The organism is Streptomyces sp. NPDC016851, from assembly GCF_055562795.1.
This window is the reverse complement of the sequence record NZ_JBVHEP010000011.1, coordinates 48360-74355: the sequence shown is the minus strand read 5'-3', so window position 1 is coordinate 74355 and position 25996 is coordinate 48360. Positions and strand designations below refer to the sequence as shown.

The window sequence follows — 25996 nt, the reverse complement described above, 5'->3', positions numbered from 1 at the left end:
CACCGGGAATCGGGCAAAGCACGAACCACGATTGGACCAAGAGCACCGACGGCCCTCGCTAGGTGTATTGACCCGGAACCCGCCTTCCCGGCAGCGCGACACCGCCGGATGCTGCCGCGTCGAGGAGGCGGCGGAAGGTCGGGCACTCCATGTGGCTGGGGGCGGGGCACGCGGCGGCATGGCGCAGGGAGTCGCGCAGGACGCCCAGTTCGCGGATCCTGTGGTCGAGTTCGTCCGCCTTGGCCGCCAGCATCCGCCGGTCGATCCGCGGCCGCCCGTCCGGCGCGAACATGTCCGCGATCTCGTCGAGCGAGAACCCGGCCGTCCGCCCCAGCGCGATGAGCGCCAGCCGCTCCAGTACGCCGGGGTCGTACTGCCGGCGCAGGCCGCGCCGGCCCGTCGAGGAGATCAGCCCTTTCTCCTCGTAGTAGCGCAGGGTCGATGCCGGAACCCCGGCGCGGTGCGACACTTCGGCGATGTCCAGCTCTGCCGTTTCTGTCGCGTCTGCTGCTTCTGTCGTTTCTGCCATGTCCGTCATTGCCTTGACTTCAAGTCGACTTGAAGTAGAACGCTGTCATCCCGGTACGCCGAGAGCAACCAGAAGGAGAGAAAGCCATGGACGCTGAGCGCAGGGCCGAAGAGGAGCAGGCAGTCCGCTGGAAGGGGCGCGCCGGTCACGCCTGGGGCGATCTGAAGGGCGTGCTGGACGGGATGTTCCGGCCCTTCGAGGAGCTTCTCGTCGAAGCCGTCGCCGCCGAACAGGCGCGGCAGGTGCTCGAGGTCGGCTGCGGTACGGGCGGTGTCACGCTGGCCGTCGCGCGACGGCTCGGCCCGGGCGGTCGCTGTGTCGGCGTCGACATCTCCGACGCGATGATCACCACTGCCCGGGAGTACGCCGGGCAGGAAGACGCACCGGCGTCCTTCCTCTGCGCCGACGCGCAGGACCACGCCTTCGAACCCGGCATCTTCGACGCCGTCATCTCACGGTTCGGCGTCATGTTCTTCAGCGATCCCGTCCGGGCCTTCGCCAACCTCCGGCGCGCGGCCCGGGACGACGCCGCGCTGCGGTTCGTCGTCTGGCGCGATCCGGCCGAGAACCCGTTCATGACGACCGCCCAGCGCGCCGCGTCACCGCTGCTCCCGGACCTGCCCGTCCGCAGGCCGGACGAACCGGGGCAGTTCGCCTTCGCGGACCCGGACAAGGTGCGGCGCATCCTGGCCGAGAGCGGCTGGGCCGGGATCGGCATCCAGCCGGTCGACGTCGTCTGCACCCTGCCCGAGAAGGAACTGGTCCGCTACTTCACCCGGCTCGGTCCGGTCGGCATGCACCTGCCCGAGGTGGACGAGCAGACCCGCGTCCGGGTCGTGGAGACGGTCCGGGCCGCCTTCGACCCCTTCGTGCAGGGCTCGGAAGTCCGTTTCACCGCGGCCTGTTGGACGGTCGGCGCCCGGGCCTCGACAGCGAAATTTTCGTGAGGCCCTGCCCTCTTTCGTGAGCGCGGACGCCCACCGCATAGTGAGATCACGATGACGCAGAAGAGAGCACTGGTGGTCCGCGGCGGCTGGGAGGGGCACCAGCCGGTCGAGGCGACGGAACTGTTCCTGCCCTTCCTGCGGAGCAACGGATACGCCGTCCGGGTCGAGGAGTCGACCGACGTCTACGCCGACGCCGCCGAGCTGGCCGGCACCGACCTGATCGTGCAGTGCGTCACGATGTCGGAGATCACGCGCGAGCAACTCGCGGGGCTGAGCTCGGCGGTCGTCGCCGGCACCGGGTTCACCGGCTGGCACGGCGGCATCGCCGACTCGTTCCGCGCCTCCTCCGACTATCTGCACCTGGTGGGAGGGCAGTTCGCCACACACCCGGGCAAGGAGCCGTGCGAGCGCCGGGGTGGGCCGGAGGACAACTTCCTGCCGCACACCATCACCCTCACCGACGCCGGCCGCGAACACCCCGTCACCGCGGGCATCGAGGACTTCGAGCTGCACACCGAGCAGTACTGGGTGCTCCACGACGACCTCATCGACGTCCTGGCGACCACCACGCACCCCACCCGGCCGTGGGAGCCCTGGCACCGGCCGGTCACCTCGCCGGCGGTCTGGACCCGCCGGTGGGGCGCCGGGCGGATCGTGGTGACGACACCGGGGCACAGCGTCGACGTGCTGGAGAACCCCAACGTCCGCGCCATCATCGAGAGGGGCATGCTGTGGGCGACGCGCACCGCGTCGGCGTCGTAGGGCTCGGCGTCATCTCCCGCGCGTACCTGGAAACCCTCGTCGGCCGTTCCGCCGTGCGGGTGACGGCGGTCGCCGACCTCGACGCCTCCCGGTCGGCCGCGGTCGCCGCCGAGCTGCCCGGCGTCCGGGCGCTGACCGTCGAGGAGCTGCTGAGCAGCCCGGACGTGGACACGGTGCTGAACCTCACCACCCCCGGGGCGCACGCCGCGATCGCCCTCGGGGCCATCGGCCACGGCAAGAACGTCTACGGGGAGAAGCCGCTCGCCGCCACGCTCGCCGACGCCCACGCCGTCATGGCGGCCGCCGCGCGGGCGGGCGTCGGAGTGGGGTGCGCGCCGGACACCGTGCTGGGCACCGGGGTCCAGACGGCGCGGGCGGCCGTGGCGGCGGGGCGCATCGGACGCCCCCTGTTCGCCTCGGCCGTAATGGTCACCGCGGGCCACGAACGCTGGCATCCGCACCCCGACTTCTACTACACCGAGGGCGGCGGCCCTCTGCTGGACATGGGGCCGTACTACCTCGCGTCCCTGATTCACCTGCTGGGTCCGGTGCGGGCCGTGACGGGGGCGTCCAGCCGGCTGCGCGCCGAGCGGGTCATCGGTTCCGGTCCGCGTGCGGGCGAGCGGATACCGGTGGAGGTGGACAGTCATGTCTCCGGTGTGCTGGAGCACGTGGACGGGACGCTGACGACGATCACCACGAGCTTCGACGGGGTGGCCACCACGGCGTCCCCGATCGAGGTCCATGGCGAGGCGGGCACCCTCGCCGTCCCGGACCCGAACCGCTTCGACGGCGACGTACGGCTCTTCGGCCTGGGCGACACCCAGTGGCGCACGCTCCCGCCGTCGGCGGGCTACGTCGACGGCGCGCGGGGAGTGGGACTCCTGGACTTCGTCGCCGCCGACGACCGGCGGGCACCGCGCGCGAACGGCGAACTCGCCCTGCACGTGCTGGAGACGATGACCGCGCTGCTGCGTTCATCGGCCGAGGGGCGGCGAATCGAGCTGACGACCTCGGCGCAGCCGCCCGCTCCCGTCCCGCTGACGGCCGCCGAGGAATGGGGAGGCCAGGCCGCCCCCAGCCCCGCCTGAGACGGTGATGTCAGGGCGGTCAGTCCACGGGCCAGGTGTGCGCGGGCGCGTTCATGTGCATGTAGTCCATGTACGTGGCGGTCATCTGCCGCAGCGCCTCCCGCCGGTCGGTGACGCCGGTCTTCTCCAGATGGTGGACCATCTCCGCCTGCCACAGGGCGCCGTTGCGGGCGGTGACACAGCGCTGCTCCACGATGCCCAGCAGCGGTTCGCGCCAGGCGGCGTCCATGCCGGCCAGCTCCAGGCCCCGGTGGGCCAGCGGCAGCAGGCGCCGCAACACCAGTTCCGTGACCGGTACTTCGCCCACGCCGGGCCAGTACAGGCGGGCGTCGATGCCGTCGCGGGCCGCCGTGTGCAGGTTCTCCTCGGCGACCGCGAAGGACATCCGCGTCCACACCGGCCGGTCCTCGTCGACGAGGGCGCGGGTGAGGCCGTAGTAGAAGGCGCCGTTGGCGATGATGTCGGCCACGGTGGGGCCGGCGGGCAGCACCCGGTTCTCGATGCGCAGGTGCGGGCCGCTCTCGGTGACGGCGTAGACGGGGCGGTTCCAGCGGTAGATCGTGCCGTTGTGCAGGGTCAGTTCGCCCAGTTGCGGAACGCCGCCGCGGTCGAACTCCTGCTGCGGGTCCTCGTCCTCGCACAGCGGCAGCAGGGCCGGGAAGTAGCGCACGTTCTCCTCGAAGAGGTCGAAGACGCTGGTGATCCACCGCTCCCCGAACCACACGCGGGGCCGTACGCCCTGGGCCTTGATCTCCTCCGGGCGGGTGTCGGTGGCCTGCTCGAACAGAGGGATGCGGGTCTCGCGCCACAGCTCCTTGCCGAACAGGAAGGGCGAGTTCGCCGCGAGGGCGATCTGCACGCCCGCGATGGCCTGGGCAGCGTTCCAGTAGTCCGCGAACTGCTTGGGGGCGACCTGGAGATGGAACTGGGTGCTGGTGCAGGCGGCCTCGGGAGTGATGGTGTCGGCGTACGTCGACAGGCGCTCCACGCCGTCGACCCTGATCCGCAGGTCCTCCCCGCGCGCCGCGAAGATCTGCTCGTTGAGCAGCCGGTAGCGCGGGTCACCGGACAGGGCGGACTCGCTGACGTCCGCCTCGTCCAGGGTGGGCAGGATGCCGACCATGATCAGGTGCGCACCCACGGCCGCGGCGCGGTCCTCGGCGTGGTTCAGGGCGTCCCGGATCGTCTGCTCCCAGGCGCCGGGGCCGCCGGTCGTCAGCTCCCGCGGCGGGATGTCGATCTCCAGGTTGAAGCGGCCCAGCTCGCTGGACCAGGCGGGGTCGGCGATCGCCTGGAGGACGTCGGTGCTGCGCATCGCGGGCAGCCCGTGGTCGTCCACCAGGTTGAGCTCGATCTCCAGCCCGACCCGGGGGCGCTCGCTCTCGAAGCTGGACTCGCTCAGCATCCGCGCCAGCACTTCCAGGCCGGTCTGCATCTTGGCCCGGTACCGACGGCGGTCCTCCCGTGTGAACACCAGGGCCGGCACGTCACGTCCCATGTACGCTCCCGAGGTCCCTCGGCGGATGACTCTCGTCCCAGAGTCGCACCTTGTCGCGGTGCCCGCACCCACCTAGCCTGAGTTTGTGCCGCAAATAAACAAACCCCGAACGCACAGTGCCGTGCCGGGCAACGGCGACTCCCTCACCCGGCTCCGTACGGCGATCACCGTCTTCTTCGCCCTCGACGGCTTCGTCTTCGCCGGCTGGGTCGTGCGCATCCCCGCCATCAAGGAACAGACCGACGCCTCCGCCAGCACCCTGGGCCTCGCCCTCCTGGGCGTCTCCGCCGGAGCCGTCGTCACGATGATCCTCACCGGCCGCCTGTGCCGCCGCTTCGGCAACCACCGGGTCACCGTCGTCTGCGCCGTCCTGCTCTCCCTCAGCGTGGCCCTGCCCCCGCTCACCCACTCGGCCCTCGCGCTCGGCCTCGTCCTGCTGGTCTTCGGCGCCGCGTACGGCGGGATCAACGTCGCCTTCAACAGCGCCGCCGTGGATCTCGTGGCCGCGATGCGGCGGCCGATCATGCCGAGCTTCCACGCCGCGTTCAGCCTGGGCGGCATGGTCGGCGCCGGGCTGGGCGCCCTGGTCGCGGGGTCCCTCTCCCCCACCCGGCACCTGCTGCTGCTCACCGCCACCGGGCTGCTCGTGACCGCCGTGGCGGGCCCCGTACTGCTCCGGCACGAGCCGCCGAAGCCGCCGGAACCGGAGCGTCCCGCGCAGGACGCCCCGCGCCGCCTGGACGGCCGGACCCGCGGCCTTGTGCTCGTCTTCGGCCTGATCGCGGGCTGTACCGCGTACGGCGAGGGGGCGCTGGCCGACTGGGGCGCCCTGCATCTGGAAGAGGACCTGGCCGCCTCGCCGGGGGCCGCGGCCATCGGCTACTCCTGCTTCGCGCTCGCCATGACGGTGGGCCGCCTGACCGGCACCACGCTCCTGGAGCGCCTGGGGCGGACCCGGACCGTCGTGGCGGGCGGCGCGACGGCGGCGGCCGGGATGCTGCTCGGCTCGCTCGCCCCCGCCCTGTGGGCGGCCCTGCTCGGGTACGCCGTCACGGGCATCGGTCTCGCGAACCTCTTCCCGGTGGCCGTGGAACGGGCGGGCGCGCTCGCCGGTCCCAGCGGAGTCGCCACGGCCTCCACGCTGGGCTACGGCGGCATGCTGCTGGGGCCGCCCGCCATCGGGTTCATGGCGGACTGGTTCTCCCTCCCGGCCGCGCTCACCAGCGTGGCGGTCCTGGCCGCCGTGGCCGCGCTCATCGGTTTCGCGACGCGACGCGCGGCGGCGGGCTGACCCGGCGGACCGGCCTGCCGGACAACCCGGTGGACAACCAGGTGATCGGCGCCCCGGCAGCGGGGTACCCGGGGCCTCGCCCGTTGTGATCACCGGGCCGTACGCCATGGACAAGGAGGCAGACCCGTGACCGATCAACAGCACCCCGGCGACCAGCACCCCACCCCGGAGTTTCCCTCCCAGGACCAGCCGCACCCGGGCTGGACCGGCCCCATGGACCCGCCCCCGGACCACGGTGAGAAGTCCTACCGGGGCAGCGGCCGGCTGGACGGACGCAAGGCCGTGATCACCGGCGGGGACTCCGGGATCGGCCGCGCGGTCGCCCTGGCGTTCGCCCGGGAGGGAGCCGACGTGCTCTTCACCCACCTGGACGACGAGAAGGACGACGCCGCCGAGACCGCCCGTCTGGTCGAGGACGCCGGGCGGCGTGCCGTGCCCGTCTCGTGCGACGTACGGGAGGAGGAGAACTGCCGCGCGCTGATCGACCGTGCCGTCGCGGAGTTCGGCCGGATCGACGTCCTGGTGAACAACGCGGCGTACCAGATGTCGCAGCCCGACGGCATCGAGGCGATCTCCACCGAGCAGTTCGACCGGGTGCTGCGCACCAATCTGTACGGCATGTTCTGGCTGTGCAAGATGGCCCTGCCGCACATCCCGGAGGGCGGCAGCATCATCAACTCCACGTCGGTGCAGGCCTACAAGCCCAGTCCGCACCTGCTGGACTACGCGACGACCAAGGGCGCGATCGTCACCTTCACGCAGGGGCTGGCGCAGATGGTGATCGACAAGGGCGTCCGCGTCAACGCCGTGGCACCCGGCCCGGTGTGGACGCCGCTGATCCCGGCGACCATGCCCGACACCCAGAAGTTCGGCAAGCAGGCGCCCATCGGGCGGCCCGCGCAGCCGGCCGAGATGGCACCGGCGTACGTCTTCCTCGCCTCCCAGGAGGCGTCGTACATCACCGCCGAGATCGTCAACGCCACGGGCGGCACACCGCTGCCGTAGCGCCCCGCGAAATTCCGGCGCCCGGAGTGCACCCGGTACGGCAGACTCGCGGCATGGAGACCGCCGAGTTCCTTCAAGCGCTGGAGACAGAGGGCCGTTTGCTGGCCGCGGCCGCCGAGGAGGCGGGGACCGACGCCAAGGTGCCGACGTGCCCGGAGTGGCACGTGCGCGATCTGCTGCGGCACACGGGCGCGGTGCACCGCTGGGCCGCCTCGTACGTCGCCGAGGGGTACGGCGAGCGCCGTCCGCTGGGTGAGGTCCCGGACCTCGACGGCGCGGAGCTCGTGGCCTGGTACCGCGACGGCCACGGCCGCCTCGTCGACACGCTGGCCGCCGCCGCACCGGACGTGGACTGCTGGTTCTTCCTGCCCGCCCCGTCCCCGCTGGCCTTCTGGACCCGGCGGCAGGCGCACGAGACGGCGGTGCACCGGGTCGACGCGGAGTCCGCGCGCGGAGCCGGGGTCACGGCCGTCGCCCCGGACTTCGCGACCGACGGCATCGACGAACTGCTGCGCGGCTTCCACGCCCGCTCCAGGAGCCGGGTGCGCACGCCCGAGCCGCGCGTCCTGCGCGTGCGCGCGGACGACACCGGCGCGGTGTGGACCGTACGGCTGTCGTCCGAGCCGCCCGTGACCACACCGGGCGCGTCCGGGGACGCCGAGTGCGAACTGTCGGGCCCGGCCGAGCAGTTGTACCTGGCGCTGTGGAACCGGGCTCCCCTGCCGTCGGTCACGGGCGACCGGGCGCTGGCCGAGCTGTGGCGTGAAACCTCGGGAATCTGACCCGAGTCGGAGGATCTGAGCATACTCAGTCGTCCGCCGGCATCTGACCGGGCTCAGTCCTCCGCCAGCATCCGCGCCAGCACCGCACGCTGCACGGGCAGCACCTCACCGTGCAGCGTGCGCCCCTTCGCCGTGAGGGCGACGCGAACACCCCGCCGGTCCTCCGGGCACATGCAGCGCTCGACGAGCCCGTCCTTCTCCAGCCGGGCGATCAGCCGCGACAGCGCGCTCTGGCTCAGGTGGACCCGCTCCGAGATCTCCTGGACGCGGTAGGAGGGCGTGCCCTTCGCCGCCCGGCGCCCGGCGAGGACGTCGAGCACCTCGAAGTCGCTGGCGCACAGGCCGTGTTCATGCAGAACCCGGTCGAGTTCGCACTGTGTTCGCGCATGCAGCGCCAGAATGTCGCGCCACTGTTCCACGAGCGCCTGCTCGGCCTGCTTCGCCGCCATGCGCCGCACCGTAACAGAGACCCGAGGTTGTTGCACCTGAATTAAATGCGCTTGCATCACATGCATGCGCATGTAATCTCTCGGGCATGACCTCTCCGCTCACCTCCCCCACGTCCGACGGGCGTTGGACTCCCCGGCTCTGGGGCAGCCTCCTGGTGCTCTGCGCCGCGATGTTCCTGGACGCCCTGGACGTGTCCATGGTCGGCGTCGCACTGCCCTCCATCGGTGCCGACCTCGGCCTGTCGACCTCGGCGCTGCAATGGATCGTCAGCGGCTACATCCTGGGCTACGGCGGCCTGCTGCTCCTCGGCGGACGCGCCGCCGACCTGCTGGGCCGGCGCCAGGTCTTCCTCGTAGCGCTGGGCGTCTTCGCGCTGGCCTCGCTGCTCGGCGGCCTCGTCGACTCGGGCCCGCTGCTCATCGCCAGCCGCTTCATCAAGGGCCTGAGCGCGGCCTTCACGGCCCCCGCCGGCCTGTCGATCATCACCACGACGTTCCCCGAAGGCCCCTTGCGCAACCGCGCCCTGGCTATCTACACCACCTGCGGCGCCACCGGCTACTCGATGGGCCTGGTCTTCTCCGGTCTGCTCACGGAGGCCAGCTGGCGGCTCACGATGCTTCTGCCCGCCCCCATCGCACTGATCGCCCTGCTCGTGGGCCTGAAGCTGCTGCCGCGCACCGAGCGCGAGCGCGGCCGAGGAGGCTACGACATCCCCGGCGCCGTCCTCGGCACCGCCTCGATGCTGCTGCTCGTCTTCACCGTCGTCGAGGCGCCCGAGACGGGCTGGGGGTCGGCCCGGACCGTCCTGTCCTTCGCCACCGTCGCCGCCTTGCTGGCGGCCTTCGTCGCCGTCGAGCGGCGCAGCCCCAGCCCGCTGATCCGGCTCGGCGTGCTGCGTTCGGGGCCGCAAGTACGCGCGCAGCTGGGCGCGTTGACGTTCGTCGGCAGCTACATCGGCTTCCAGTTCCTGGTGACCCTCTACATGCAGCAGCTGCTCGGCTGGTCGGCGCTGCACACGGCCCTGGCCTTCCTGCCGGCGGGCGCGCTGGTGGCGCTGTCCGCGACGAAGGTGGGGGCCGTCATCGACCGGTTCGGCACGCCCCGGCTGATGGTGGTGGGCTTCGCCCTGATGGTGACCGGCTACGTGCTCTTCCTGCGCATCGACCTCGACCCGGTCTACGCGGCGGTGATCCTGCCGACGATGCTGCTGGTCGGCTCCGGCTTCGCGCTGACCTTCCCGTCCTTCAACGTCCAGGCCACCAACGGCGTCGACGAGCACGAGCAGGGCATGGTCTCCGGGCTGCTCAACACCTCGGTCCAGGTGGGCGGCGCGATCTTCCTCGCCGTGGTGACGGCGGTGGTGACCGCGAACGCCCCCGAGCAGGGCGACGCCTCCCCGCAGGCCGTCCTCGACAGCTACCGGCCCGGCCTGCTGGTCGTGACGCTCATCGCCCTGGCCGGCCTGCTGATCACCCTCACGGGCCTGCGGACCCGGCGCAAGCAGCCGTCCGTCGTGGTCGCCCAGTCCACCCCGAGGGAGGCCGAGCGCGTCGCCGTGCGCGACTAGGGAGCGTTTCCGGATGTGACCGAAGGGCCCTGTGTGACCTATGGGGGAGCGCAGGGCCCAGGCGAGCGCACCATCAGCCGAAATGTGTATGTTTCGGATCTTTTCCGGATTCCGGAAGAGTTCTACGCTCAAGTACAGATGGCGGGCGGGGGCCGGCCAGTCGACCACCGCCGCCTGTAACGAGCGGAGGCGGAGATGAAAGCGTCGATAAGGCGGTCCGCGATCTTCGCAAGCGCGGCTGCTCTTGTGATTGCCGTCTGCGGTACGACGGGCACTGCCCAGGCCGAGCCGGGCGATGGTGAGCTCCAGTTCGGCTACGTCCTGCCGGAGACGGGACAGCTGGCCTACCTCGGCCCGCCCCAGATCGAGTCGTTGAAGTTCGCGATACAGAAGATCAACGACGCGGGCGGCGTCCTGGGCAAGCCCGTGCCGAACGTGGTCTCCAGTGACGAGTCGGGCCAGGAGGCCGTTGCCGCGCAGTCGGCGGACCGGGTCCTCGCGGCAGGCGTGGACGCGATCATCGGCGCCGCCGCTTCCGGCATGTCGCTGGCGTTCATCGACCGGGTGACCGGAGCGGGCGTCGTGCAGTGTTCGGGGTCGAACACCGCTCCCACCTTCACCGACTACGAGGACGACGGCTTCTACTTCCGCACCGTCCCGAGCGACGTGCTGCAGGGGCCCATCCTCGCGGATGTCGTCCGCGACGACGGCCACGACCGGGTGGCCCTGGTCGCCCGGGCGGACGACTACGGGCGCGGCCTGATGGAGGCCACCCGCAAGTCGCTGGAGGAACGTGGCGCGACGGTGACGCTCGCCGAGACCTACGACCCGAAGGCGACCAACTTCGACCAGGTCGCCCAGCAGATCGAGAACTCCAGGCCGGACGCCGCCGTGGTGATCGCCTTCGAGGAAGGTACCCAGATCCTGCAGGGCATGATCGAGTCCGGAGTCGGACCCGACCGGATCGGCGTCTACGGCGCCGACGGACTGCGCAGTGAGGAACTGCCCTCGCTGGTCGCCCCCGGCCAGCCCGAGAGGCTCTCCGGGATGAAGGGGACCGCGCCGGCATCGGCGGAGAACGCGCAGTACGTGAAGGACCTCAAGAGGTTCGCGCCGGACCTGAAGGAGCTGCAGTTCGCGCCGCAGGTGTTCGACTGTGCGACGACGATCGCCCTCGCCGCCGAGAAGGCGGAGTCCGACGACCCGGGCGAGTACGCGAAGGAGATGAACGGGATCACCAAGGACGGCGAGAAGTGCAACTCGTTCGCCGCCTGCAAGGAGCTGCTCGCCGACGGCAGGGACATCGACTACGACGGTGTGAGCGGTCCGCTCAACTTCACCGACAAGGGCGAACCCGGCCAGGCGACGATCGAGGTGTACGGCTACGACGACAAGGGAGCCTTGCAGACCCTGCGTACCGAGACCAGCAGGGCCGAGGAGTGACCGGGAGGACTGACAGGCAGGACCCGGGGGAACGGGAGTCAACGGACGCGGGCGAGCGTGCCGAGGTAGAGCTCGATCACCTTCTCGTCGTGCAGCAGGGCCGTACCCGTACCGGTGTACGCGTTGCGGCCCTGGTCGAGGACGTAGCCGCGGTCGCAGAGCTGAAGGCACCTGCGGGCGTTCTGCTCGACCATGAGCACGGCGACGCCCGCGCTGTTGATCATTCTGCACCGGTCGAAGACGTGGTCCTGGTGGACTGGTGACAGGCCGGCCGACGGCTCGTCGAGCAGCAGCAGCTGCGGCTCCATCATCAGGGCGCGGGCCATCGCGAGCATCTGGCGTTCGCCGCCGGACATCGCGCCGGCCTTCTGCCTGCGGCGGTCGGCCAGCATGGGGAAGAGCTCCTCGACCGCCGCGACCCGTCGCGTGTGGTCCTTGGGCCGCAGATAGACCCCCATCCGCAGGTTCTCCTCGACGCTCAGCGTGGGGAACACGTTCTGCAACTGCGGTACGTACCCCACACCCCGCCGGACCAGTTCGTGCGCGGGCCGGCCGGTCACGTCCTCGCCGCGCAGCCGCACGGTCCCGCCGCGCACCCGCAGCAGCCCGAAGACGGCCTTGACCAGCGTCGACTTGCCGGCGCCGTTGGGGCCGATGACGCCTACCACCTCGCCCGGCCGCACCTCGACGCTGCATCCGCGCAGCACGTCGACTCCGGGGACGTAACCGGCGACGATGTCGTCGGCCGCCAGCACCGGTGTCTGTTCCTCAGCGGACATCCCTACTCCACCTCGCCCTTCCTGTCGGTCGCCTCCGGGGCCCCGTTGCCCTTCTTCTCGGTCGCATCCGGGTCTTTGTTGCCCTTCTTCTCGGTCGCATCCGGCTCGTCGTCGCCCCTCTCCTCGGTCACCTCCGGCTCGTCGTGCCGCTTGCCCAGGTAGGCGTCCACGACGGCGGCGTTCCGGCCGATCGTGTGCGGTGGGCCCTCGGCCACCAGGCGGCCGTCGGCCATGACGGCCACCCAGTCGCTGATGCCCATCACCACGTCCATGTCGTGCTCGACGAAGCACACCGTGAGTCCTTCGTCGCGCAGTTGCGTGATGTGTCCGAGCAGCGACTGGGTCAGCGCGGGGTTCACCCCGGCCATCGGCTCGTCGAGCAGGAGCATGACCGGCCGGGCCATCAGCGCGCGGGCCAGTTCCAGCAGTTTGCGCTGACCCCCGGAGAGCGTGCCCGCGTGGTCGTCGCGCAGGGGCCCGAGCCGGAACCGGTCCAGCAGTTCATCGGCCCGGCGCTCGGACTCCCGCTCCTGACCGCGCCACAGGGGTCGCAGCAGCGCGGGCAGCGCCCGCTCGCCGCGTTGCCCGGGCGCGGCGAGCAGCATGTTCTCCAGCACGGTGAGCCGGGCGAGCGTCCTGGTGAGCTGGAACGTACGGACCATCCCGCGCCGCGCCACCCGGTGCGCCGAAGCGCCGGTGAGCGGCTGTCCGTCGAATGACCACCGGCCGCCGTCGGCCCGGTCGAACCCGCTCACCACGTTGAACAGGGTGGTCTTGCCGGCGCCGTTGGGCCCGATGAGCGCGGTGATGGCCCCGCGCTGCACCTCCAGGTGCTCGACCCGCACGGCGACGAGGCCGCCGAAGGTGCGGGTCACCTGGTCCAGGACCAGCAGGGGGTCGGGCTTGCGCACCCCCGGCTCGGGATCGATCGCGGAGAGCCGGCCCGGGTGGGACACGGCAGCGTCAGCGGCCACTGAGCAGCATCTCCTTCCGGCTGCCGAGAATGCCCTGCGGCCGGAACGCGACCAGCAGGATCAGGGCGACCCCGACCAGGGCGAAGCGCACCGCGCCGACCTCCGACGTGCTGATGAGGTCCGGTGAGATGTACTCGGCGTCGATGGCCTGGCGGAGCGCACTGTCGAGGAAGCTGAGGACGAACCAGAACAGGATCGAGCCGACGACCGGCCCCAGGATCCGCCCGGCGCCTCCGAGAACGAGCAGCGTGTACAGGAAGAACGTGACGCCCGGGTCGTAGTTGTCCGGGTTCACGGACTGCACCTGGATCGCCTGCACCATGCCTGCGACCGCCCCGATGACGCCGCCGAGCACGAGGCTCTGCATCTTGTAGGCGTAGACGTTCTTGCCGAGGCTGCGCGCGGCGACCTCGTCCTCACGGATCGACCGGATGACACGGCCCCAGGGGCTGTGGATCAGCAGAGCCAGCAGACCGCCGACCACCAGCACCAGCGCCCATCCGATGATCATCACCCATAGGTCGCGGGAGCTGAACCTCACGAGCCACACGCCGTAGGTGCCGGGCTCGATGGGGCTGAGCTCGTAGAAGTCGTTCGCGAATCTCTGGAGTCCGAACACCCCGCCGGTGACCGGCTCGGCCCAGTTGGAGCGGTAGAACAGCCGTAGTGTCTCCCCCGCCGCGATCGTGGTGATCGCGAGGTAGTCGGCGCGCAGCCGAAGGGTGGGCAGGCCCAGGAGCAGTGCCAGCACGATCGCGCAGGCCATCCCGCCGAGGACGCCGAGCCACATCGGGCCGTCGTACGTCGACACCGTGATGGCGAGCCCGTAGCCGCCGACCAGCATGAAACCGACCTGGCCGAAGTTGAGGAGCCCCGTGTAGCCGAAGTGCAGGTTCAGCCCCATCGCGGCGAGCGCGTAGACGGCGGCGATGGGTCCGATTCCCGAGCGCAGGGCGTCGGTGAGGATGGCGGAGAAGTCCATGGCGCACCCCCTCACCCGACGCGTTCGGCCCGGCCGAGGATGCCCTGCGGCCGGACGAGGAGGACGAGGATGAGGACGATCAGTGCCCAGGCGTACTGCAGGTCGACCGGGAACCACAGGGTGGACATCTGGGCGACGATGCCGATGACGAGGCTGCCGACCATGGCACCGTAGGCGGAGCCGAGCCCTCCCAGGATGACCCCGGCGAACATGAGCAGCAGGAGCTTGAAGCCCATGTCCCAGGTGACGATCTCGACCAGGCCGAAGAAGACCCCGCCGAGCGCGGCCAGCCCACCGCCGAGCATCCACACGAAGAGCACCACCCGCTGTACGTCGATGCCCGACGCCTCCGCGAGGTCACGGTTGGCGGAGACGGCCCGCACGGCCGTGCCGATCCGCGTCTTCTGCAGGAGCGCGGCGACGCCGAGCAGCACCAGCACGGCGAGAAGGGTGACGGTGAGGTCCCGTGGGGTGATGCCGGCCGGCCCCAGGTCGATCGTGCTCTGGATGTCGTACTGCGCGTAGGAGGCGGGCCGGGTTCCGTACAGCACGAGGACGACGTGGCGCAGCACCAGCGAGAGCCCGATGGTGACGATGAACATGTTGATCAGGCCGGTGCCCCGAGCACGCAGCGGGCGCCAGATGCCGCGATCGACGGCCCCGCCCAGCAGGGCGCCGAAGACCACCGCGGCGAGGGCGGCGGGGATCAGGTGCCAGCCCGGGCCGGCCGCGGAGACGTTGAGGAAGAAGGCGAAGGTGGCGCCGATCGTCACGAACTCACCGTGCGCGAAGTTGATCAGGTGGATGGTGCCGAAGATCAGCGAGAGCCCGACCGAGGTGATCGCGATGATCACACCGAACTGGATACCGTCGATCAGCGCCTGAAGAGCGCGCGCGGCGAAGGTGGGACCGCGCGGAACTTCCTCGCCCTGTGCCCGGGCGGAAATCGCGGGCAGCATCAGGAGGATCAGGGCGAGGGCCGGTACGAGCAGCCGCTGATAGCGCACGACGGTTCCGGTACGTCACGAACATCCCTTATGAGCTCAGTGTAAGCGCAGGTCGGGGCGGTGACACGGGCAGTGCGCCCGGTATGGCCGCCCACGGGAAGCGGAGGATGCGGGATGGACGACAGCGGTGACCTCGCGCGTGCGTACAGCGACGACAGCGTGCTCTTCCGGGTGCTGCGGCACCTCGGCTGGGACAGCCTGGTCGACATCGGCTACTTCACGCTGCCCACCCTGCCGCTCGTGGCCCTGGCCGGGCCGGCGCCCTTCCAGCGCCGACTGGCTCGCCGGTCGCTGGCGTTGCTGGACGCCCGGCCCGGACAGCTCGTCCTGGACGCCGCGTGCGGTCGCGGTGACACCACGGCGAGGTTGGGCGCCGCGGGATGCCGGGCGCTGGGGGTGGACATCCAGCCCGAGCAGATCGACCAGGCACGTCGCCGCTTCGGCGGCCACTCCGGCGTGCGTTTCGCCGTCGCCGACGCCACGGCTCTGCCGCGGCAGGCAGCGCGGATCCCGCTGGCGGATGGTTCCTTCGACCGGGTGCACTGCCTGGAGGCCGCCTTCCACTTCGGCCAGGAGGGCCGCAGGTCGTTCCTGAGCGAGAGCTTCCGGCTGCTCCGCCCAGGAGGCCGGCTCGTCCTCGTGGACGTCACGTCCCGTACGGACCAGCCGCTCGGCACCCTCGACCCGGACGGCCTCGTACGCGGGACCTGGCGCTTCGACGACATGGAACCGCACGAGCGGTACCCGCTGATGGCTTCCGCCGCCGGCTTCACCACGCGCCGGATCCTCGACTGGACCACTCCCGTACTCCACAGGGCGGCCCAACTCTGCGCCCTGTTCGCCGCCACCGCGTCCACCCGGGCCGGCCGACAGGCCCTGTGCGTGCGGTGGCCGGGCCTCAGGACACTCGACGCACAGGACTGGGACGAGGTCATCGCCGTCGTCCGGGCCCACCGGACCATCGGGCGCGTCACTCGCTACACGGCGTACGTCCTCGACAAGCCGGCGGGAGGCGTTGCTCCCTGGTCGCCGAAGGGGCGCTTGCCCACCGGGGGGCCTCCTGTTTGAATCGCCGTATGACCAGTCACGGGGGACGGCGCACGCAGGCCGAACGGGATGCCGTCACCGTCGAGATCGGGTACGCGCTGTGCAGCGCGGCGTTCGCGGCGGCGGTCGTCTTCGGGGCCGTGGCCGGTCCCGCGCTGCTCTTCGACCTCCCGGACACGCCGGAGCGTCTGCTGCTGCGCGCCGGGCTGGTGCTCGCGCCCGTCCTCTTCGCCGCCCGGGTCGTCAGTGTGCTGGTCCGTTTCCGCTCGGCGGCTCAGCCCAGCCAGCCCGGCCGCACCAGCCCCGACTCGTAGGCGAGCACGACCAGTTGGGCGCGGTCGCGGGCGCCCAGCTTCACCATCGTGCGGCTGACGTGGGTCTTCGCGGTGAGCGGGCTGACGACCAGGCGGCGGGCGATCTCCTCGTTGGACAGGCCGATACCGACCAGGGCCATCACCTCCCGCTCCCGCTCGGTGAGCCCGTCCAGCGCGCCGGCCGCCGCGGGTTCCTTGGAGCGCGCCGCGAACTCGGCGATCAGGCGGCGCGTCACCCCCGGCGAGAGCAACGCGTCGCCGGCGACCACCGCCCGTACGGCGCGCAGGAGTTCGTCCGGCTCGGTGTCCTTGACCAGGAAGCCGGAGGCCCCCGAGCGGATCGCCTCGAAGACGTACTCGTCGAGCTCGAAGGTGGTGAGCATGACCACCTTGACGTCCTTCAGGTCCGGGTCCTCGGTGACCCGGCGGGTCGCGGCCAGGCCGTCGAGCACGGGCATGCGGATGTCCATCAGGACGACGTCGGGCCGCAGTTCGCGGATTCCGCGCACGGCCTCCTCCCCGTCGGCGGCCTCCGCGGCCACCTCGATGTCGGGCTGCGCGTCGAGCAGCGCCCGGAACCCGGCCCGGACCAGTGACTGGTCGTCGGCGAGCAGTACGCGGATCACCGGTCCTCCTTCGGCACTACTCCGGCTCCGTTCACGTGCGGTTCAGGTCCCGGCGGAAGCCGTCAGGGGCAGGACGGCGAGCACCCGGAAACCGCCGTCCGGGCGGGGTCCCGCCTCGATGGTGCCACCCAGCGCGGCGGCCCGCTCCCGCATCCCGGCCAGCCCGTTGCCGCTGCCGCCCGCATCGGCGCCGGTCGCCGGCCCGTCGTCGTCGACCCGCAGCCGCAGCACGTCCGCGTCGTGCGCCAGGTGCACGCGCGCATGGCGCGAGCCCGAGTGCCGTACGACGTTGGTCAGGGCCTCCTGGACGATCCGGAAGGCGGCGAGGTCCGTGCCGGGAGCGAGCCGGGGCGGCTCCCCCTCGACCTCCACCGTGAGACCCGCGCCGGCGGCCTGCTCCACCAGCTCGGGCAGCCGGTCCAGCCCGGGCGCGGGCGCGCGCGGCGCGTCACCGGGCGCGCGCAGCGTGTCGAGCACCTGGCGCACCTCGCCGAGCGCCTCCTTGCTCTGGGCCTTGATCGTGGTGAGCGCCGTCCGGGCCTGTTCGGGATCGGAGTCGAGGAGCGCGAGGCCGACACCCGCCTGCACGTTGATCACGGAAATGCTGTGGGCGAGCACGTCGTGCAGCTCCTGCGCGATCCGCAGCCGCTCCTCGTCGGCCCGCCGCCGCGCGGCCTCGGCGCGCTCGGCCCGGTCCCGGGCCCACTGTTCGCGCCGGACCCGGGCCAGCTCCGACACCGCCGCGATCGCCACCACCCAGGTGGCGACCACCAGTTCCTCGCCCCAGGAGGCGGCGGAGTCCCCCGACGGCGGCAGCCACTGGTAGAGCCAGTGCGCCACCAGGGCGTGCCCGGCCCAGAGCGTGCCCATCGCCGCCCATGCCGCCCGGCGATGCCCGGCGACGATCGCGCTGAAGCACGCCAGAGCGACGGTGAGGAGCACCGGCCCGTACGGATACCCGGCCCCCAGGTAGACCATGGCGGCACCCGCGGTGCCGAAGACCACGGCCACCGGATACCGCTTGCGCCACAGCAGCAGCGCCCCGGCCACCAGCAGCAGCACCCGCGCGAACGGGTCCAGGGCCGCCCGCTCGCCCTCCTGGCCGTGAGCGGCGAAGTTCGAGCCGACCAGCACGAAGACCGTGACGACGACGGTGGACCGCCAGGGCCACCGGGGCGCACGCTCCCCCTCGCCCCACCGGTCCCACCAGGGAGGCCCGTGCCGCCACCACTGCGGCGGACCGCCCCGCACCCGCTGCTCGTCCATACCGGCCACGCTAGACGCCGCCGGCCCGCGGCGGCGTCACCCGGGCGTGGTGATCACACGTACTCCCGGGGAAGTACGTCGTCCGCCGGGGCGGCCTCGCCCGGATGCCCCAACGACCGCGCGTCGGCAGGAGGAGGCTTCGCATGACTTTGCGTGCTCGGCTGGTCACGCGACTACTGCCGAAGCGACAATGGCGGGCACGGCACGTACCGGGGGGAGAACGGTGTGGAGCAGCCACGGGACGACGGGGTCAGCGCGACCCTCGCGGCGTTCATTTCTGCAGTGGTATCGATTGTGCTCACGATCGCGGGAACGCTGGTGAGTCTGAGGTCCAGCGCCTCTCAAACCGCGCTCTTCCTCGTGCTCACGTGGTTACTGATCACCGCCTCCATCGCAACCGGCCTGGTCGCCGTTTGGCTGTTGGCCGACCGCATCCGCAAAGGAGTGCGCGACCTGGCACATCTGCGAGACCTGGAAGCGTACGTGCCCCAGCTCATCCGCTTCCGCCATCGACACGACACCTTCGTCATCTCGGGCGACGGGAATGCGACGTTGAGGATTTCGTGCGATGTCGAATCGCCGAATGCCGCGGTGGTGCCGTGGATCTCCTTCCCGGTGATCGCGGAGGTACCTCCGGAGAATCCGGCATGGACGAGCGTTTCGGTGCTTCGCGTCAGCGTGGACGGTGTGGAGTCCGATCCGTCCATCGCCTTCATACGCAGGGAGCGCAAGATACCGGCCGACCCGACAGCCCTCGACGGACGGCTGGTCGAGTCGGGCGCCGTTCGCGTACCCGTTTCTCTGGATCCGGGCCGCACTCGTTGCTCCTTCACGGTCGAGCTGGAACTCTGCGGTGCTTTCGGTTTTGTCGAGCGTGAGGAAAAGTGCTACACCGACGTCTCATACGTCACCGAGAGCCTCGAAGTCACGATCACCGGCCGCGACGGCCTCACCATTTCCTCTTCGCCGTATGCGCAGAACCGTGTGGAAGCGCAGCAGTTGGGCATGGAAATGCCCGACGCCCCCGAGTCGCAGTTGCAGTCCCGGTTCTGCCGGACCGCCGACGGCGTGCGATGGAAGACTGCGCAGGCCAAACTCGGATACCGCTACGCCATTCCCGTACGCGGACGCTCATAGCCGTCGTCGCCCGTGGAGAGACGGTCTGCGAGCCAGGTGGCGAGCGTGTCTGGTTGCGGCGTTTCCGTCCCGGCCCGCAACAACCGGTGGACCGCTCGTACGAGTTGGGGTCGTTGCAGCAACAGCGTGGGCCCGGGCCCGGACGCGAGGCAGGACCAGGCCAACGCGAAGCCGATCCAGGACGGGGGGTCGTCCGGGTCACCTGCGATCTCCGCGCGGTAGCTGTCCAGGGCGTCGGCGTAACGGCCGTCGGCGAGCGCGAGGTCGGCGACTGTCGCTCCGGTCGACTCGGCCAGAATCGGGTTCACGGAGGACGAGCCCTCCCGGACCGCGCACCGCAGGAGATCGACGCGAGCGAGGGACCACGAGCCGTCGGGCTGGGACACGAGTGATTCCGTGCATCGGCCTGGTGCGCCATCCTCATCCGGCTCCTGCCATGCGCGGGCCAGACCGGCCACGACACCAGGATCGGGTCGCAGATGGCGCAGGCGCCATCCGGCCCGGTGATCGGCGGTCACGACCTCCGCCACACGATGCTGCGGAGAGGCGTCTCCCCAGGTGACGAGCTGTTCCGCGATCCCATCGAGAAAGCGACGGCCGGCTTCGGTCACAGTCGGTTCGGCCAGCAGGGCACGAGCGGCCTCCAGCGTCGGCTGCAGCCACCGCGCGCAGGTGAACGCGGCGAAGTCGGCGATCGCGTCGTCTCCGGACCTGGCCGCGGCCCGCCAGAACTCCGTCACTCCGAAAAAGGCGTAGACGCCCTGCAGCAACCCTGCGGCAGGGCGCGGGTCGTTACGCCAAGGGGCGTAGAAGAGTCGCCCCTCGTCCTGCCGCGTCAAGGGGACCAAGTGGAGGAGGCCACCCAGCAAGACGTGTTGATACTCGTGAACGAGGATCTCCGCGAGATCCTCGGCCGCGTGGGGCCGGGCAACGTTGATACCCGCGAAGGCCTCGCCACTGGAGGCGGAGATCAGCGGAAAGCGGCTGGTGGAAGGACGTGGGACCACGACGTCCAGACCGGCGCTCATCGCATCCGCCTTGTCGGGAAGGTGACGGCACACGAGGTGCCAGGCCTCGTCGAGCATGCCCTGCCACCTGGTGACCTCGGCATCGTCGAGGCGATGTGGATCGAGCGTCTCGTACAGTCCGCGGTACGGATCCAGGTCGTCCAGCCGCAAGGACAGAACGTGTGAGCCCTCCCGGCACGTGAGGCGTCGCAGTGCCCACCACCCGGTGGCGTCCCGCGAGAGGTCAGGCGGCAGCCGTACCGTGGTGTCGCCGATGTCGATACGGCGATCCCGATCGCAGGACCGGATTCGGGCCACGGACCACTGATCGACGCGGCCGGCCGGCGAGAAGGCCGCGCCCAGGGTGGGCAGCGAGACAGTCCCGCTCCTGGCCGGCACCCGTACGTCCACATCGATCCCTGCGTGCAGGGCGGCCGCGGCGGCGATGCTGTGCAGTTGACCGAGGTGGACCCACGCCGGGGTGGGATCCGTCGGGTGCCCGCGACGCAGATGGCGCAACGTGAAGCCGGCCCACCCGGCGACATACGGGTACGACAGGACCGTCTCCAGCGCCGCTGGTGCGCTCTGCTGGACGCGATCCAGCACCTGCCAGGCCGACTCGGTCGACGGGAGAGGACCTCGGGTCTTCGCAGATGAGGCGGCTTCGTCCCGAATGGCACGTAACAACAACAGCGTACGGCTGCGCTCGGCCTTCCTGACCTCGTGAACGACTTCGGGACCCGCGGCTCCGCGGGCGATGGCGTCGAGGGTGCTCAGGGAGATGCGATGACGGGTAATCCCTGTGCCCGTCAACCGATACGCTCCGCCCCACCGCCGGGTCCCCCCTCGCCGGACGCGGCGATCGCCTGCACCCCCTCAACCTGCAAACCGACCCATTCGGCCCCGCGCCGCACAGCGGTGTCGTCAGTGCCGAGGACATCACCAAGTCGAACAGCCGTGAGATCCGGCAACTGCGATTCGATCACGTCAGCTCCCCTACCAGGAATGCGGTGAGGCGGTTATGGACAATCAGCCGATGCGCTCCGCGCCGCCACCGCCCGTGTCGTCGTTGGACACGGCGACCGCCGGCACCTCGTCAACCTGCGTACCGACCCACACAAGCCCACGACGCACCGCGATATCGTCAATGCCGAGGACATCTCGGAGTCGAACAACCGTGAGATCCGGCAACTGCGATTCGATCACGTCAGCTCCCCTACGCGTAATGGCGGTGAGGCGGTGAGGCGGTGATGGACGGTCAGCCGATGCGCTCTGCTCCCCCGCCCGGTTCACCGCCACCGGAACAGACGGACGGCGTACGATCGCACTGCCCGATCACCCAGTTGAGGCCGGCCATCGTTTGTTCATCGCTGGCATGGGCAAGATCGGTCATCATCACACCGCTCAAATCGGGCAGTTGAGTTTCCAAAGGATTCTCCGTCCTTCTGGGCGAGCGGTCCGAGGTCGCTCATCATCCGAGTATGACTCCACCCACGAAAGCCCGGAAGCCCTGTCGTCGGCCACACATCGGAGCCGCACTCCCATGAGCGAGACTCTGTACGAGGCGCTGGAGCAAGTTCTTCGCGGTTGGCACCGATTCGAGACGGAGCGGGGAAACTCGCCGGTCATCGACTTCGACTGCGCGCCCGCGCCGGCCCCGGCGGCGCTGGGCAGGCTCGAAGCACTGCGGCGTCTGCGTTCGCTCCTCGATGCCGCTCGGAAGGTGGCCGACGGCCGTCTTGTGCGGGAGATCCAGGCTCAACTCGCCTACCTCTCCACACTGCTCGGCGAGCACCTCGCCTTTGACACCTACGTGCGCCGGACCCAGGGCTGCGGCACACGAGGCTGGCCGGCCGACTACGTCACGGAGCGCGGTGATGAGGTTCGCCGTCTTCTGGCCGACGCCGGGATCGCCTGGGGGCCGAATACCGCCCACGACCTCAATCGCGCCGAGGGCATCATCGCCCCTGAAGCGGCGGCCGAAGCGGTCAGCCGTGAGGCGGCCTCGTTCGAGCCGCGCGTACGTGCTGCGGTTGGTGCGACGGCGCCGTACGACTTGACGATCGAAGCGGTTCGGGTCGATGCCTACTGGTCATACTGGCTGGATGGAGCCGGGCGGTCCGTACGACTGCGCATCAATCTCGAACGGGCGGCCCTCACCGTCGTTCAGTCCAGGCTGTTCGCGCTCCATGAGGTTCTCGGCCACGGGCTGCAGAGCGCGGGGTTCCACGCGGCCTTCGCGAGGGGCAAGCAGGAGTGGCTGCCGCTGCTCACGGTGCACTCGCCCTGTCAGGTGGTTCTCGAAGGGCTGGCACAGTCGCTGCCTCTGTTCGTCGCCGCCGACGACCACCAGCTGATGACACGCGTGCGCCTGGAGCACTATCTGCAACTGGTGTGCGCGGAGTTGCACGTGGCCATCCACTCCGGCGTGAGTGCCGATGCCTGCGCGGCCCACGCTGTGAAACGGGTGCCCTTCTGGGACGACACCCAGATCGCGGACATGCTCTCCGACCGGGGCGCGGATCCGCTGCTGCGGACCTACCTGTGGGCGTATCCGGCCGGCTTCGACTGGTTCATGGCCCTGGCCGAGGCTGCTCCCGCGACGGCTGCCGACGTTCTGCGAGCTGCTTATCACCGGCCCCTCCATCCGGCCGACCTCGCTGATCTGTGGCCCGACGGCCCGGTGATCGGAGGCCCCGGCCCCCGCGCGTGGTGGGCCCCCGAGCCCCGCCGGCCTTCCGGCAGTGCATAGTGCTGCGGGCCCGAGGAGTGCGCGGCCGCCGCCGGCTCAGTCGTTGTGAGGTGCGGGGCTCTTCGCGGCAGGCCCCCGCTGCGGATACACCAGCCCCACCCCATGGGCGAGTTGCCCCACCGCATGGCGGAAGAACGCCTCCCGGTCCTCCACCACCCGGTTGAACTGCCCGAACAGCTCGAAGCCGACCAGCCCGTACAGCTGGGCCCAGGCCGCGACGAGCACCGTCACCACCTCAGGCGGGAGGTCCGGCGCGAGGTCGGCGGCCATCCGCTCGGCCTCCGGGCGCAGGTCCGCCGGGAGCGAGGGCCGGGCCAGGCCGAGGCCGCGGTACGCGTCGCGCACGACGCCGATGAGCAGGAGACCGACGCGGGCGGCGGCCGGGACGGTGGTGTCGGGGGCGGTGTAGCCCGGGACGGGCGATCCGTAGATGAGGGCGTACTCGTGCGGATGGCCGAGCGCCCAGGTCCGTACCGCCTCGCACACCGCGATCCAGCGCTGCAGGGGGCCGGAGCCGGCGGCGGCCTCGTGGGCGGCCTCGGCGGCCTCGCCGAGGGAGTCGTAGGCGTCGATGATGAGGGCGGTCAGCAGGTCGTCACGGCTGGGGAAGTAGCGGTACAGCGCGGAGGAGACCATGCCGAGCTCGCGGGCGACGGCCCGCAGCGAGAGCCGGGCGGCGCCGTCGGCCGCGAGCTGTCTGCGGGCCTCGTCCTTGATGGCCGCGGTGACTTCGATCCTGGCCCGGGCCCGGGCGCCGTGTGCGGTGCTCATGCGTGTCATCGTGCCACGAAAGCAGAGCAGTGCACACAAACGAGAGCAGTAATCAAAAAAGAGAGCAGTGCTCTTGCCAACCGGCGCCGACCTCGTAGAGACTGGCACCAGAGAGCGAGAGCAGCGCTCACAAAAGAGAGCACCGCTCCACACCGCCGCTCCACATCGACCAGGGGGACCCCATGTCCGCACACGTCCGCAAGCCCGGCTGGTTCACCGTCAACGTCTTCAACCGGCTCGTCGCCTGGCTGACCCGCCGCGGCATCAGCGTCTGGGGCTCCCGCGTCCTCGCCGTCCGCGGCCGCAAGAGCGGCCAGTGGCGCACCACCCCGGTCAACCTGCTGACCCTGGACGGCCGGCAGTATCTGGTCGCGCCCCGCGGCCACGTCCAGTGGACGCACAACATGCGTGCGGCGGGCGGCGGCGAGCTGCACCTCGGCAAGCACGTGGACACCTTCACCGCGACCGAGGTGGCCGACGACGACAAGACCCCGGTCCTGCGCGCCTACCTCAAGCGCTGGAAGGCGGAGGTCGGGGTCTTCTTCAACGGCGTCGGCCCCGACTCCCCGGACGACCAGCTGCGTCGGATCGCCCCCGACCACCCCGTCTTCGAGATCACTCTGAAGAGCTGATCTCCCCGCCCGTCGCGGCGGGACGGCGGTCCAGCGCGGTCAGGGCCCGCTGGGCCACCGGATACGTGCGGACGATCTCGCCCAGCGACGTCGAGCCCTGCGTGATCTCCTTGAACGCCCGCCAGGCCGGAGGGAAGCTCGTCAGCGCCGCGTGGAACAGGCCGGGGCGGCGCTCGAACACGGTCAGCAGCCGCTTGCCGACGCTCATCTCCACCCCGAGCCCGGCCTTGACCGCGAAGGCGTAGTTGAGGGCCTGCCGGCGGGTGTCCACGGCGTCATGCGCCTCGGCGAGCCGCACCGCCCACTCCCCCGCGAGCCGCCCGGACCGCAGCGCGAAGGAGATGCCCTCGCGGGTCCAGGGCTCCAGCAGCCCCGCCGCGTCACCGCACACCAGCACCCGCCCGCGCGAGAGCGGCGAGTCGTCGGCGCGGCAGCGGGTCAAGTGCCCGGAGGAGATGCTCGGTTCGAAGCCGGCGAGGCCGAGCCGCCCGACGAAGTCCTCCAAGTACCGCTTCGTCGCGGCGCCTTCGCCCCGGGCCGAGATCACCCCGACCGTCAGGGTGTCGCCCTTGGGGAAGACCCAGCCGTAACTGCCGGGCATCGGGCCCCAGTCGAGGAGCACCCGCCCCTTCCAGTCCTCGGCGACGGTCTCCGGCACCGGGATCTCCACCTCGAGGCCGAGGTCCACCTGGTCGACCTTGACCCCGACATGCGCCCCTATGCGGCTGGCGCTGCCGTCCGCGCCGACCACGGCCCGCGCGAGCAGGACCTCGCCGCCCTGGAGGAGCACGGCGACCGTGCGCCGGTCGGGCACCGCCGAGCCGTGCTGCTCGACGCGCTGGACCGTGACACCGGTGCGCAGCTCGGCGCCCGCCTTCTGCGCGTGCTCGACGAGCTGCTGGTCGAACTCGGGCCGGTTGATCAGCCCGAACAGCATCTGCTTGGACCGGCGGGTACGCGTGAAGCGGCCGTTGTTGGAGAACGTCACCGCGTGCACCCGGTCCCTGAGCGGAAGCTCGAAGCCGGGCGGGAGGGCGTCGCGCGAGGGGCCGATGATGCCGCCGCCGCACGTCTTGTACCGCGGCAGCTCGGCCTTCTCCAGCAACAGCACGCGTCTGCCGGCGACCGCCGCCGCGTACGCGGCCGAAGCGCCCGCGGGTCCCGCGCCCACCACGACGACGTCCCACACCTGTCGCACGTCGTCGCCCGAAGAGTTCTCGCTGCTCACGATGGTCTACTGCTCCCGATCAAGCCGCCTGCCCCTGCTGTCTCACGCATCCTACGGCGGACCTGGCCACAGGCCGCTGTGGGAGGATCTACGGCACTCACCGCTACAA

28 protein-coding genes are annotated in these 25996 nt (G+C 70.8%); 13 read left to right on the top strand and 15 right to left on the bottom strand.

Translation table 11 applies throughout. The features are described 5' to 3' along the window. Nucleotides 1-58: 58 nt before the first annotated feature. The gene (locus ACZ3I3_RS19280; RefSeq protein ID WP_467366569.1) at nt 59-529 is read right to left on the bottom strand and encodes a helix-turn-helix domain-containing protein; all 471 of its coding nucleotides are present in this window, start codon (nt 527-529) and stop codon (nt 59-61) included. Nucleotides 530-615: 86 nt separating this feature from the next. On the opposite strand from ACZ3I3_RS19280, the gene ACZ3I3_RS19275 reads away from it, so the two are divergent. The 3 genes from ACZ3I3_RS19275 to ACZ3I3_RS19265 are packed head-to-tail and all read left to right on the top strand — an operon-like array spanning nt 616 to nt 3329. Continuing rightward, on the top strand, nt 616-1476 hold the full coding sequence (locus ACZ3I3_RS19275; RefSeq protein WP_467366567.1) for a class I SAM-dependent methyltransferase: 861 nt from the start codon (nt 616-618) through the stop codon (nt 1474-1476). Between the two features lie 51 nt (nt 1477-1527). Continuing rightward, nucleotides 1528-2238, top strand: coding sequence for a ThuA domain-containing protein (locus ACZ3I3_RS19270; RefSeq protein WP_467366565.1), 711 nt, complete (start codon nt 1528-1530; stop codon nt 2236-2238). Further along, nucleotides 2208-3329, top strand: coding sequence for a Gfo/Idh/MocA family protein (locus ACZ3I3_RS19265; protein ID WP_467366564.1), 1122 nt, complete (start codon nt 2208-2210; stop codon nt 3327-3329). The genes ACZ3I3_RS19270 and ACZ3I3_RS19265 overlap by 31 nt, the downstream gene beginning before the upstream one ends. Before the next feature lie 19 nt (nt 3330-3348). Here the strand turns inward: ACZ3I3_RS19265 and ACZ3I3_RS19260 are convergent, their stop codons facing one another. After that, on the bottom strand, nt 3349-4827 hold the full coding sequence (locus tag ACZ3I3_RS19260) for a glutamate-cysteine ligase family protein (RefSeq protein WP_467366562.1): 1479 nt from the start codon (nt 4825-4827) through the stop codon (nt 3349-3351). Nucleotides 4828-4948: 121 nt separating this feature from the next. Here ACZ3I3_RS19260 and ACZ3I3_RS19255 point away from each other — a divergent pair, with 121 nt between their 5' ends. The 3 genes from ACZ3I3_RS19255 to ACZ3I3_RS19245 all read left to right on the top strand — a co-directional run bounded on the left by ACZ3I3_RS19255 (nt 4949) and on the right by ACZ3I3_RS19245 (nt 7905). Continuing rightward, nucleotides 4949-6118, top strand: coding sequence for an MFS transporter (locus tag ACZ3I3_RS19255; RefSeq protein WP_467366560.1), 1170 nt, complete (start codon nt 4949-4951; stop codon nt 6116-6118). 126 nt (nt 6119-6244) lie between these two features. Then, complete coding sequence (locus tag ACZ3I3_RS19250; RefSeq protein WP_467366558.1) at nt 6245-7123, top strand: SDR family oxidoreductase; 879 nt, start codon at nt 6245-6247, stop codon at nt 7121-7123. Nucleotides 7124-7176: 53 nt separating this feature from the next. Then, complete coding sequence (locus ACZ3I3_RS19245; RefSeq protein WP_467366556.1) at nt 7177-7905, top strand: maleylpyruvate isomerase family mycothiol-dependent enzyme; 729 nt, start codon at nt 7177-7179, stop codon at nt 7903-7905. A 53-nt stretch (nt 7906-7958) separates the two neighbouring features. Here ACZ3I3_RS19245 and ACZ3I3_RS19240 read toward each other — a convergent pair whose 3' ends face one another. After that, a complete protein-coding gene (locus ACZ3I3_RS19240; protein ID WP_467366554.1) occupies nt 7959-8354 on the bottom strand; it encodes a MarR family winged helix-turn-helix transcriptional regulator in 396 nt (131 codons plus the stop codon). 86 nt (nt 8355-8440) lie between these two features. Here ACZ3I3_RS19240 and ACZ3I3_RS19235 point away from each other — a divergent pair, with 86 nt between their 5' ends. Together ACZ3I3_RS19235 and ACZ3I3_RS19230 are read left to right on the top strand one after the other, a co-directional pair. Next, on the top strand, nt 8441-9922 hold the full coding sequence (locus tag ACZ3I3_RS19235; RefSeq protein WP_467366552.1) for an MFS transporter: 1482 nt from the start codon (nt 8441-8443) through the stop codon (nt 9920-9922). Nucleotides 9923-10117: 195 nt separating this feature from the next. Further along, the gene (locus ACZ3I3_RS19230; protein WP_467366550.1) at nt 10118-11365 is read left to right on the top strand and encodes an ABC transporter substrate-binding protein; all 1248 of its coding nucleotides are present in this window, start codon (nt 10118-10120) and stop codon (nt 11363-11365) included. A 38-nt stretch (nt 11366-11403) separates the two neighbouring features. Here ACZ3I3_RS19230 and ACZ3I3_RS19225 read toward each other — a convergent pair whose 3' ends face one another. The 4 genes from ACZ3I3_RS19225 to ACZ3I3_RS19210 are packed head-to-tail and all read right to left on the bottom strand — an operon-like array spanning nt 11404 to nt 15107. Further along, the gene (locus ACZ3I3_RS19225; RefSeq protein WP_467366548.1) at nt 11404-12144 is read right to left on the bottom strand and encodes an ABC transporter ATP-binding protein; all 741 of its coding nucleotides are present in this window, start codon (nt 12142-12144) and stop codon (nt 11404-11406) included. 2 nt (nt 12145-12146) lie between these two features. After that, complete coding sequence (locus ACZ3I3_RS19220; RefSeq protein WP_467366546.1) at nt 12147-13118, bottom strand: ABC transporter ATP-binding protein; 972 nt, start codon at nt 13116-13118, stop codon at nt 12147-12149. Further along, nucleotides 13108-14100 carry a branched-chain amino acid ABC transporter permease gene (locus ACZ3I3_RS19215; protein ID WP_467366544.1) on the bottom strand — a complete coding sequence of 331 codons (993 nt, stop codon included), beginning with the start codon at nt 14098-14100 and terminating at the stop codon, nt 13108-13110. Before ACZ3I3_RS19215 ends, ACZ3I3_RS19220 begins: the two co-directional genes overlap by 11 nt. Nucleotides 14101-14111: 11 nt before the next feature. Then, a complete protein-coding gene (locus tag ACZ3I3_RS19210) occupies nt 14112-15107 on the bottom strand; it encodes a branched-chain amino acid ABC transporter permease (protein WP_467366542.1) in 996 nt (331 codons plus the stop codon). Nucleotides 15108-15221: 114 nt separating this feature from the next. Here ACZ3I3_RS19210 and ACZ3I3_RS19205 point away from each other — a divergent pair, with 114 nt between their 5' ends. Together ACZ3I3_RS19205 and ACZ3I3_RS19200 are read left to right on the top strand one after the other, a co-directional pair. Next, complete coding sequence (locus tag ACZ3I3_RS19205) at nt 15222-16175, top strand: class I SAM-dependent methyltransferase (RefSeq protein WP_467366540.1); 954 nt, start codon at nt 15222-15224, stop codon at nt 16173-16175. 8 nt (nt 16176-16183) lie between these two features. After that, a complete protein-coding gene (locus tag ACZ3I3_RS19200; protein WP_467366538.1) occupies nt 16184-16468 on the top strand; it encodes a DUF6332 family protein in 285 nt (94 codons plus the stop codon). Here the strand turns inward: ACZ3I3_RS19200 and ACZ3I3_RS19195 are convergent. Together ACZ3I3_RS19195 and ACZ3I3_RS19190 are read right to left on the bottom strand one after the other, a co-directional pair. Continuing rightward, nucleotides 16429-17094 (bottom strand): response regulator, encoded by a 666-nt coding sequence (locus tag ACZ3I3_RS19195; protein ID WP_467366536.1) that lies wholly within the window; start codon nt 17092-17094, stop codon nt 16429-16431. The genes ACZ3I3_RS19200 and ACZ3I3_RS19195 overlap by 40 nt on opposite strands. A 42-nt stretch (nt 17095-17136) precedes the next feature. Next, the gene (locus ACZ3I3_RS19190; protein ID WP_467366534.1) at nt 17137-18360 is read right to left on the bottom strand and encodes a sensor histidine kinase; all 1224 of its coding nucleotides are present in this window, start codon (nt 18358-18360) and stop codon (nt 17137-17139) included. Nucleotides 18361-18585: 225 nt separating this feature from the next. Between ACZ3I3_RS19190 and ACZ3I3_RS19185 the strand changes: the two genes are divergently transcribed. Next, on the top strand, nt 18586-19497 hold the full coding sequence (locus tag ACZ3I3_RS19185) for a hypothetical protein (protein WP_467366532.1): 912 nt from the start codon (nt 18586-18588) through the stop codon (nt 19495-19497). On the opposite strand, the gene ACZ3I3_RS19180 is transcribed toward ACZ3I3_RS19185, so the two are convergent. From ACZ3I3_RS19180 to ACZ3I3_RS19165, 4 genes are read right to left on the bottom strand one after another with little or no spacing between them, the layout of a single operon-like run. Then, nucleotides 19467-21317 (bottom strand): HEXXH motif domain-containing protein, encoded by a 1851-nt coding sequence (locus ACZ3I3_RS19180; RefSeq protein WP_467366530.1) that lies wholly within the window; start codon nt 21315-21317, stop codon nt 19467-19469. The two genes, ACZ3I3_RS19185 and ACZ3I3_RS19180, sit on opposite strands and share 31 nt — an antisense overlap. Then, nucleotides 21314-21490: a hypothetical protein gene (locus tag ACZ3I3_RS19175; RefSeq protein ID WP_467366529.1), complete on the bottom strand. Its 177-nt coding sequence runs from the start codon at nt 21488-21490 to the stop codon at nt 21314-21316. Before ACZ3I3_RS19175 ends, ACZ3I3_RS19180 begins: the two co-directional genes overlap by 4 nt. Nucleotides 21491-21533: 43 nt before the next feature. Continuing rightward, the gene (locus ACZ3I3_RS19170; RefSeq protein WP_467366527.1) at nt 21534-21710 is read right to left on the bottom strand and encodes a hypothetical protein; all 177 of its coding nucleotides are present in this window, start codon (nt 21708-21710) and stop codon (nt 21534-21536) included. Between the two features lie 52 nt (nt 21711-21762). Then, the gene (locus ACZ3I3_RS19165; protein ID WP_467366525.1) at nt 21763-21933 is read right to left on the bottom strand and encodes a hypothetical protein; all 171 of its coding nucleotides are present in this window, start codon (nt 21931-21933) and stop codon (nt 21763-21765) included. Nucleotides 21934-22047: 114 nt separating this feature from the next. Here ACZ3I3_RS19165 and ACZ3I3_RS19160 point away from each other — a divergent pair, with 114 nt between their 5' ends. Further along, nucleotides 22048-23256 carry a hypothetical protein gene (locus ACZ3I3_RS19160; RefSeq protein ID WP_467366523.1) on the top strand — a complete coding sequence of 403 codons (1209 nt, stop codon included), beginning with the start codon at nt 22048-22050 and terminating at the stop codon, nt 23254-23256. Between the two features lie 36 nt (nt 23257-23292). On the opposite strand, the gene ACZ3I3_RS19155 is transcribed toward ACZ3I3_RS19160, so the two are convergent. Then, on the bottom strand, nt 23293-24027 hold the full coding sequence (locus ACZ3I3_RS19155) for a TetR/AcrR family transcriptional regulator (RefSeq protein ID WP_467366521.1): 735 nt from the start codon (nt 24025-24027) through the stop codon (nt 23293-23295). 182 nt (nt 24028-24209) lie between these two features. Here ACZ3I3_RS19155 and ACZ3I3_RS19150 point away from each other — a divergent pair, with 182 nt between their 5' ends. Then, on the top strand, nt 24210-24659 hold the full coding sequence (locus tag ACZ3I3_RS19150; RefSeq protein ID WP_467366519.1) for a nitroreductase family deazaflavin-dependent oxidoreductase: 450 nt from the start codon (nt 24210-24212) through the stop codon (nt 24657-24659). Here ACZ3I3_RS19150 and ACZ3I3_RS19145 read toward each other — a convergent pair. Continuing rightward, on the bottom strand, nt 24643-25887 hold the full coding sequence (locus tag ACZ3I3_RS19145) for a geranylgeranyl reductase family protein (protein ID WP_467366517.1): 1245 nt from the start codon (nt 25885-25887) through the stop codon (nt 24643-24645). The genes ACZ3I3_RS19150 and ACZ3I3_RS19145 overlap by 17 nt on opposite strands. Between the last annotated feature and the right edge of the window lie 109 nt (nt 25888-25996).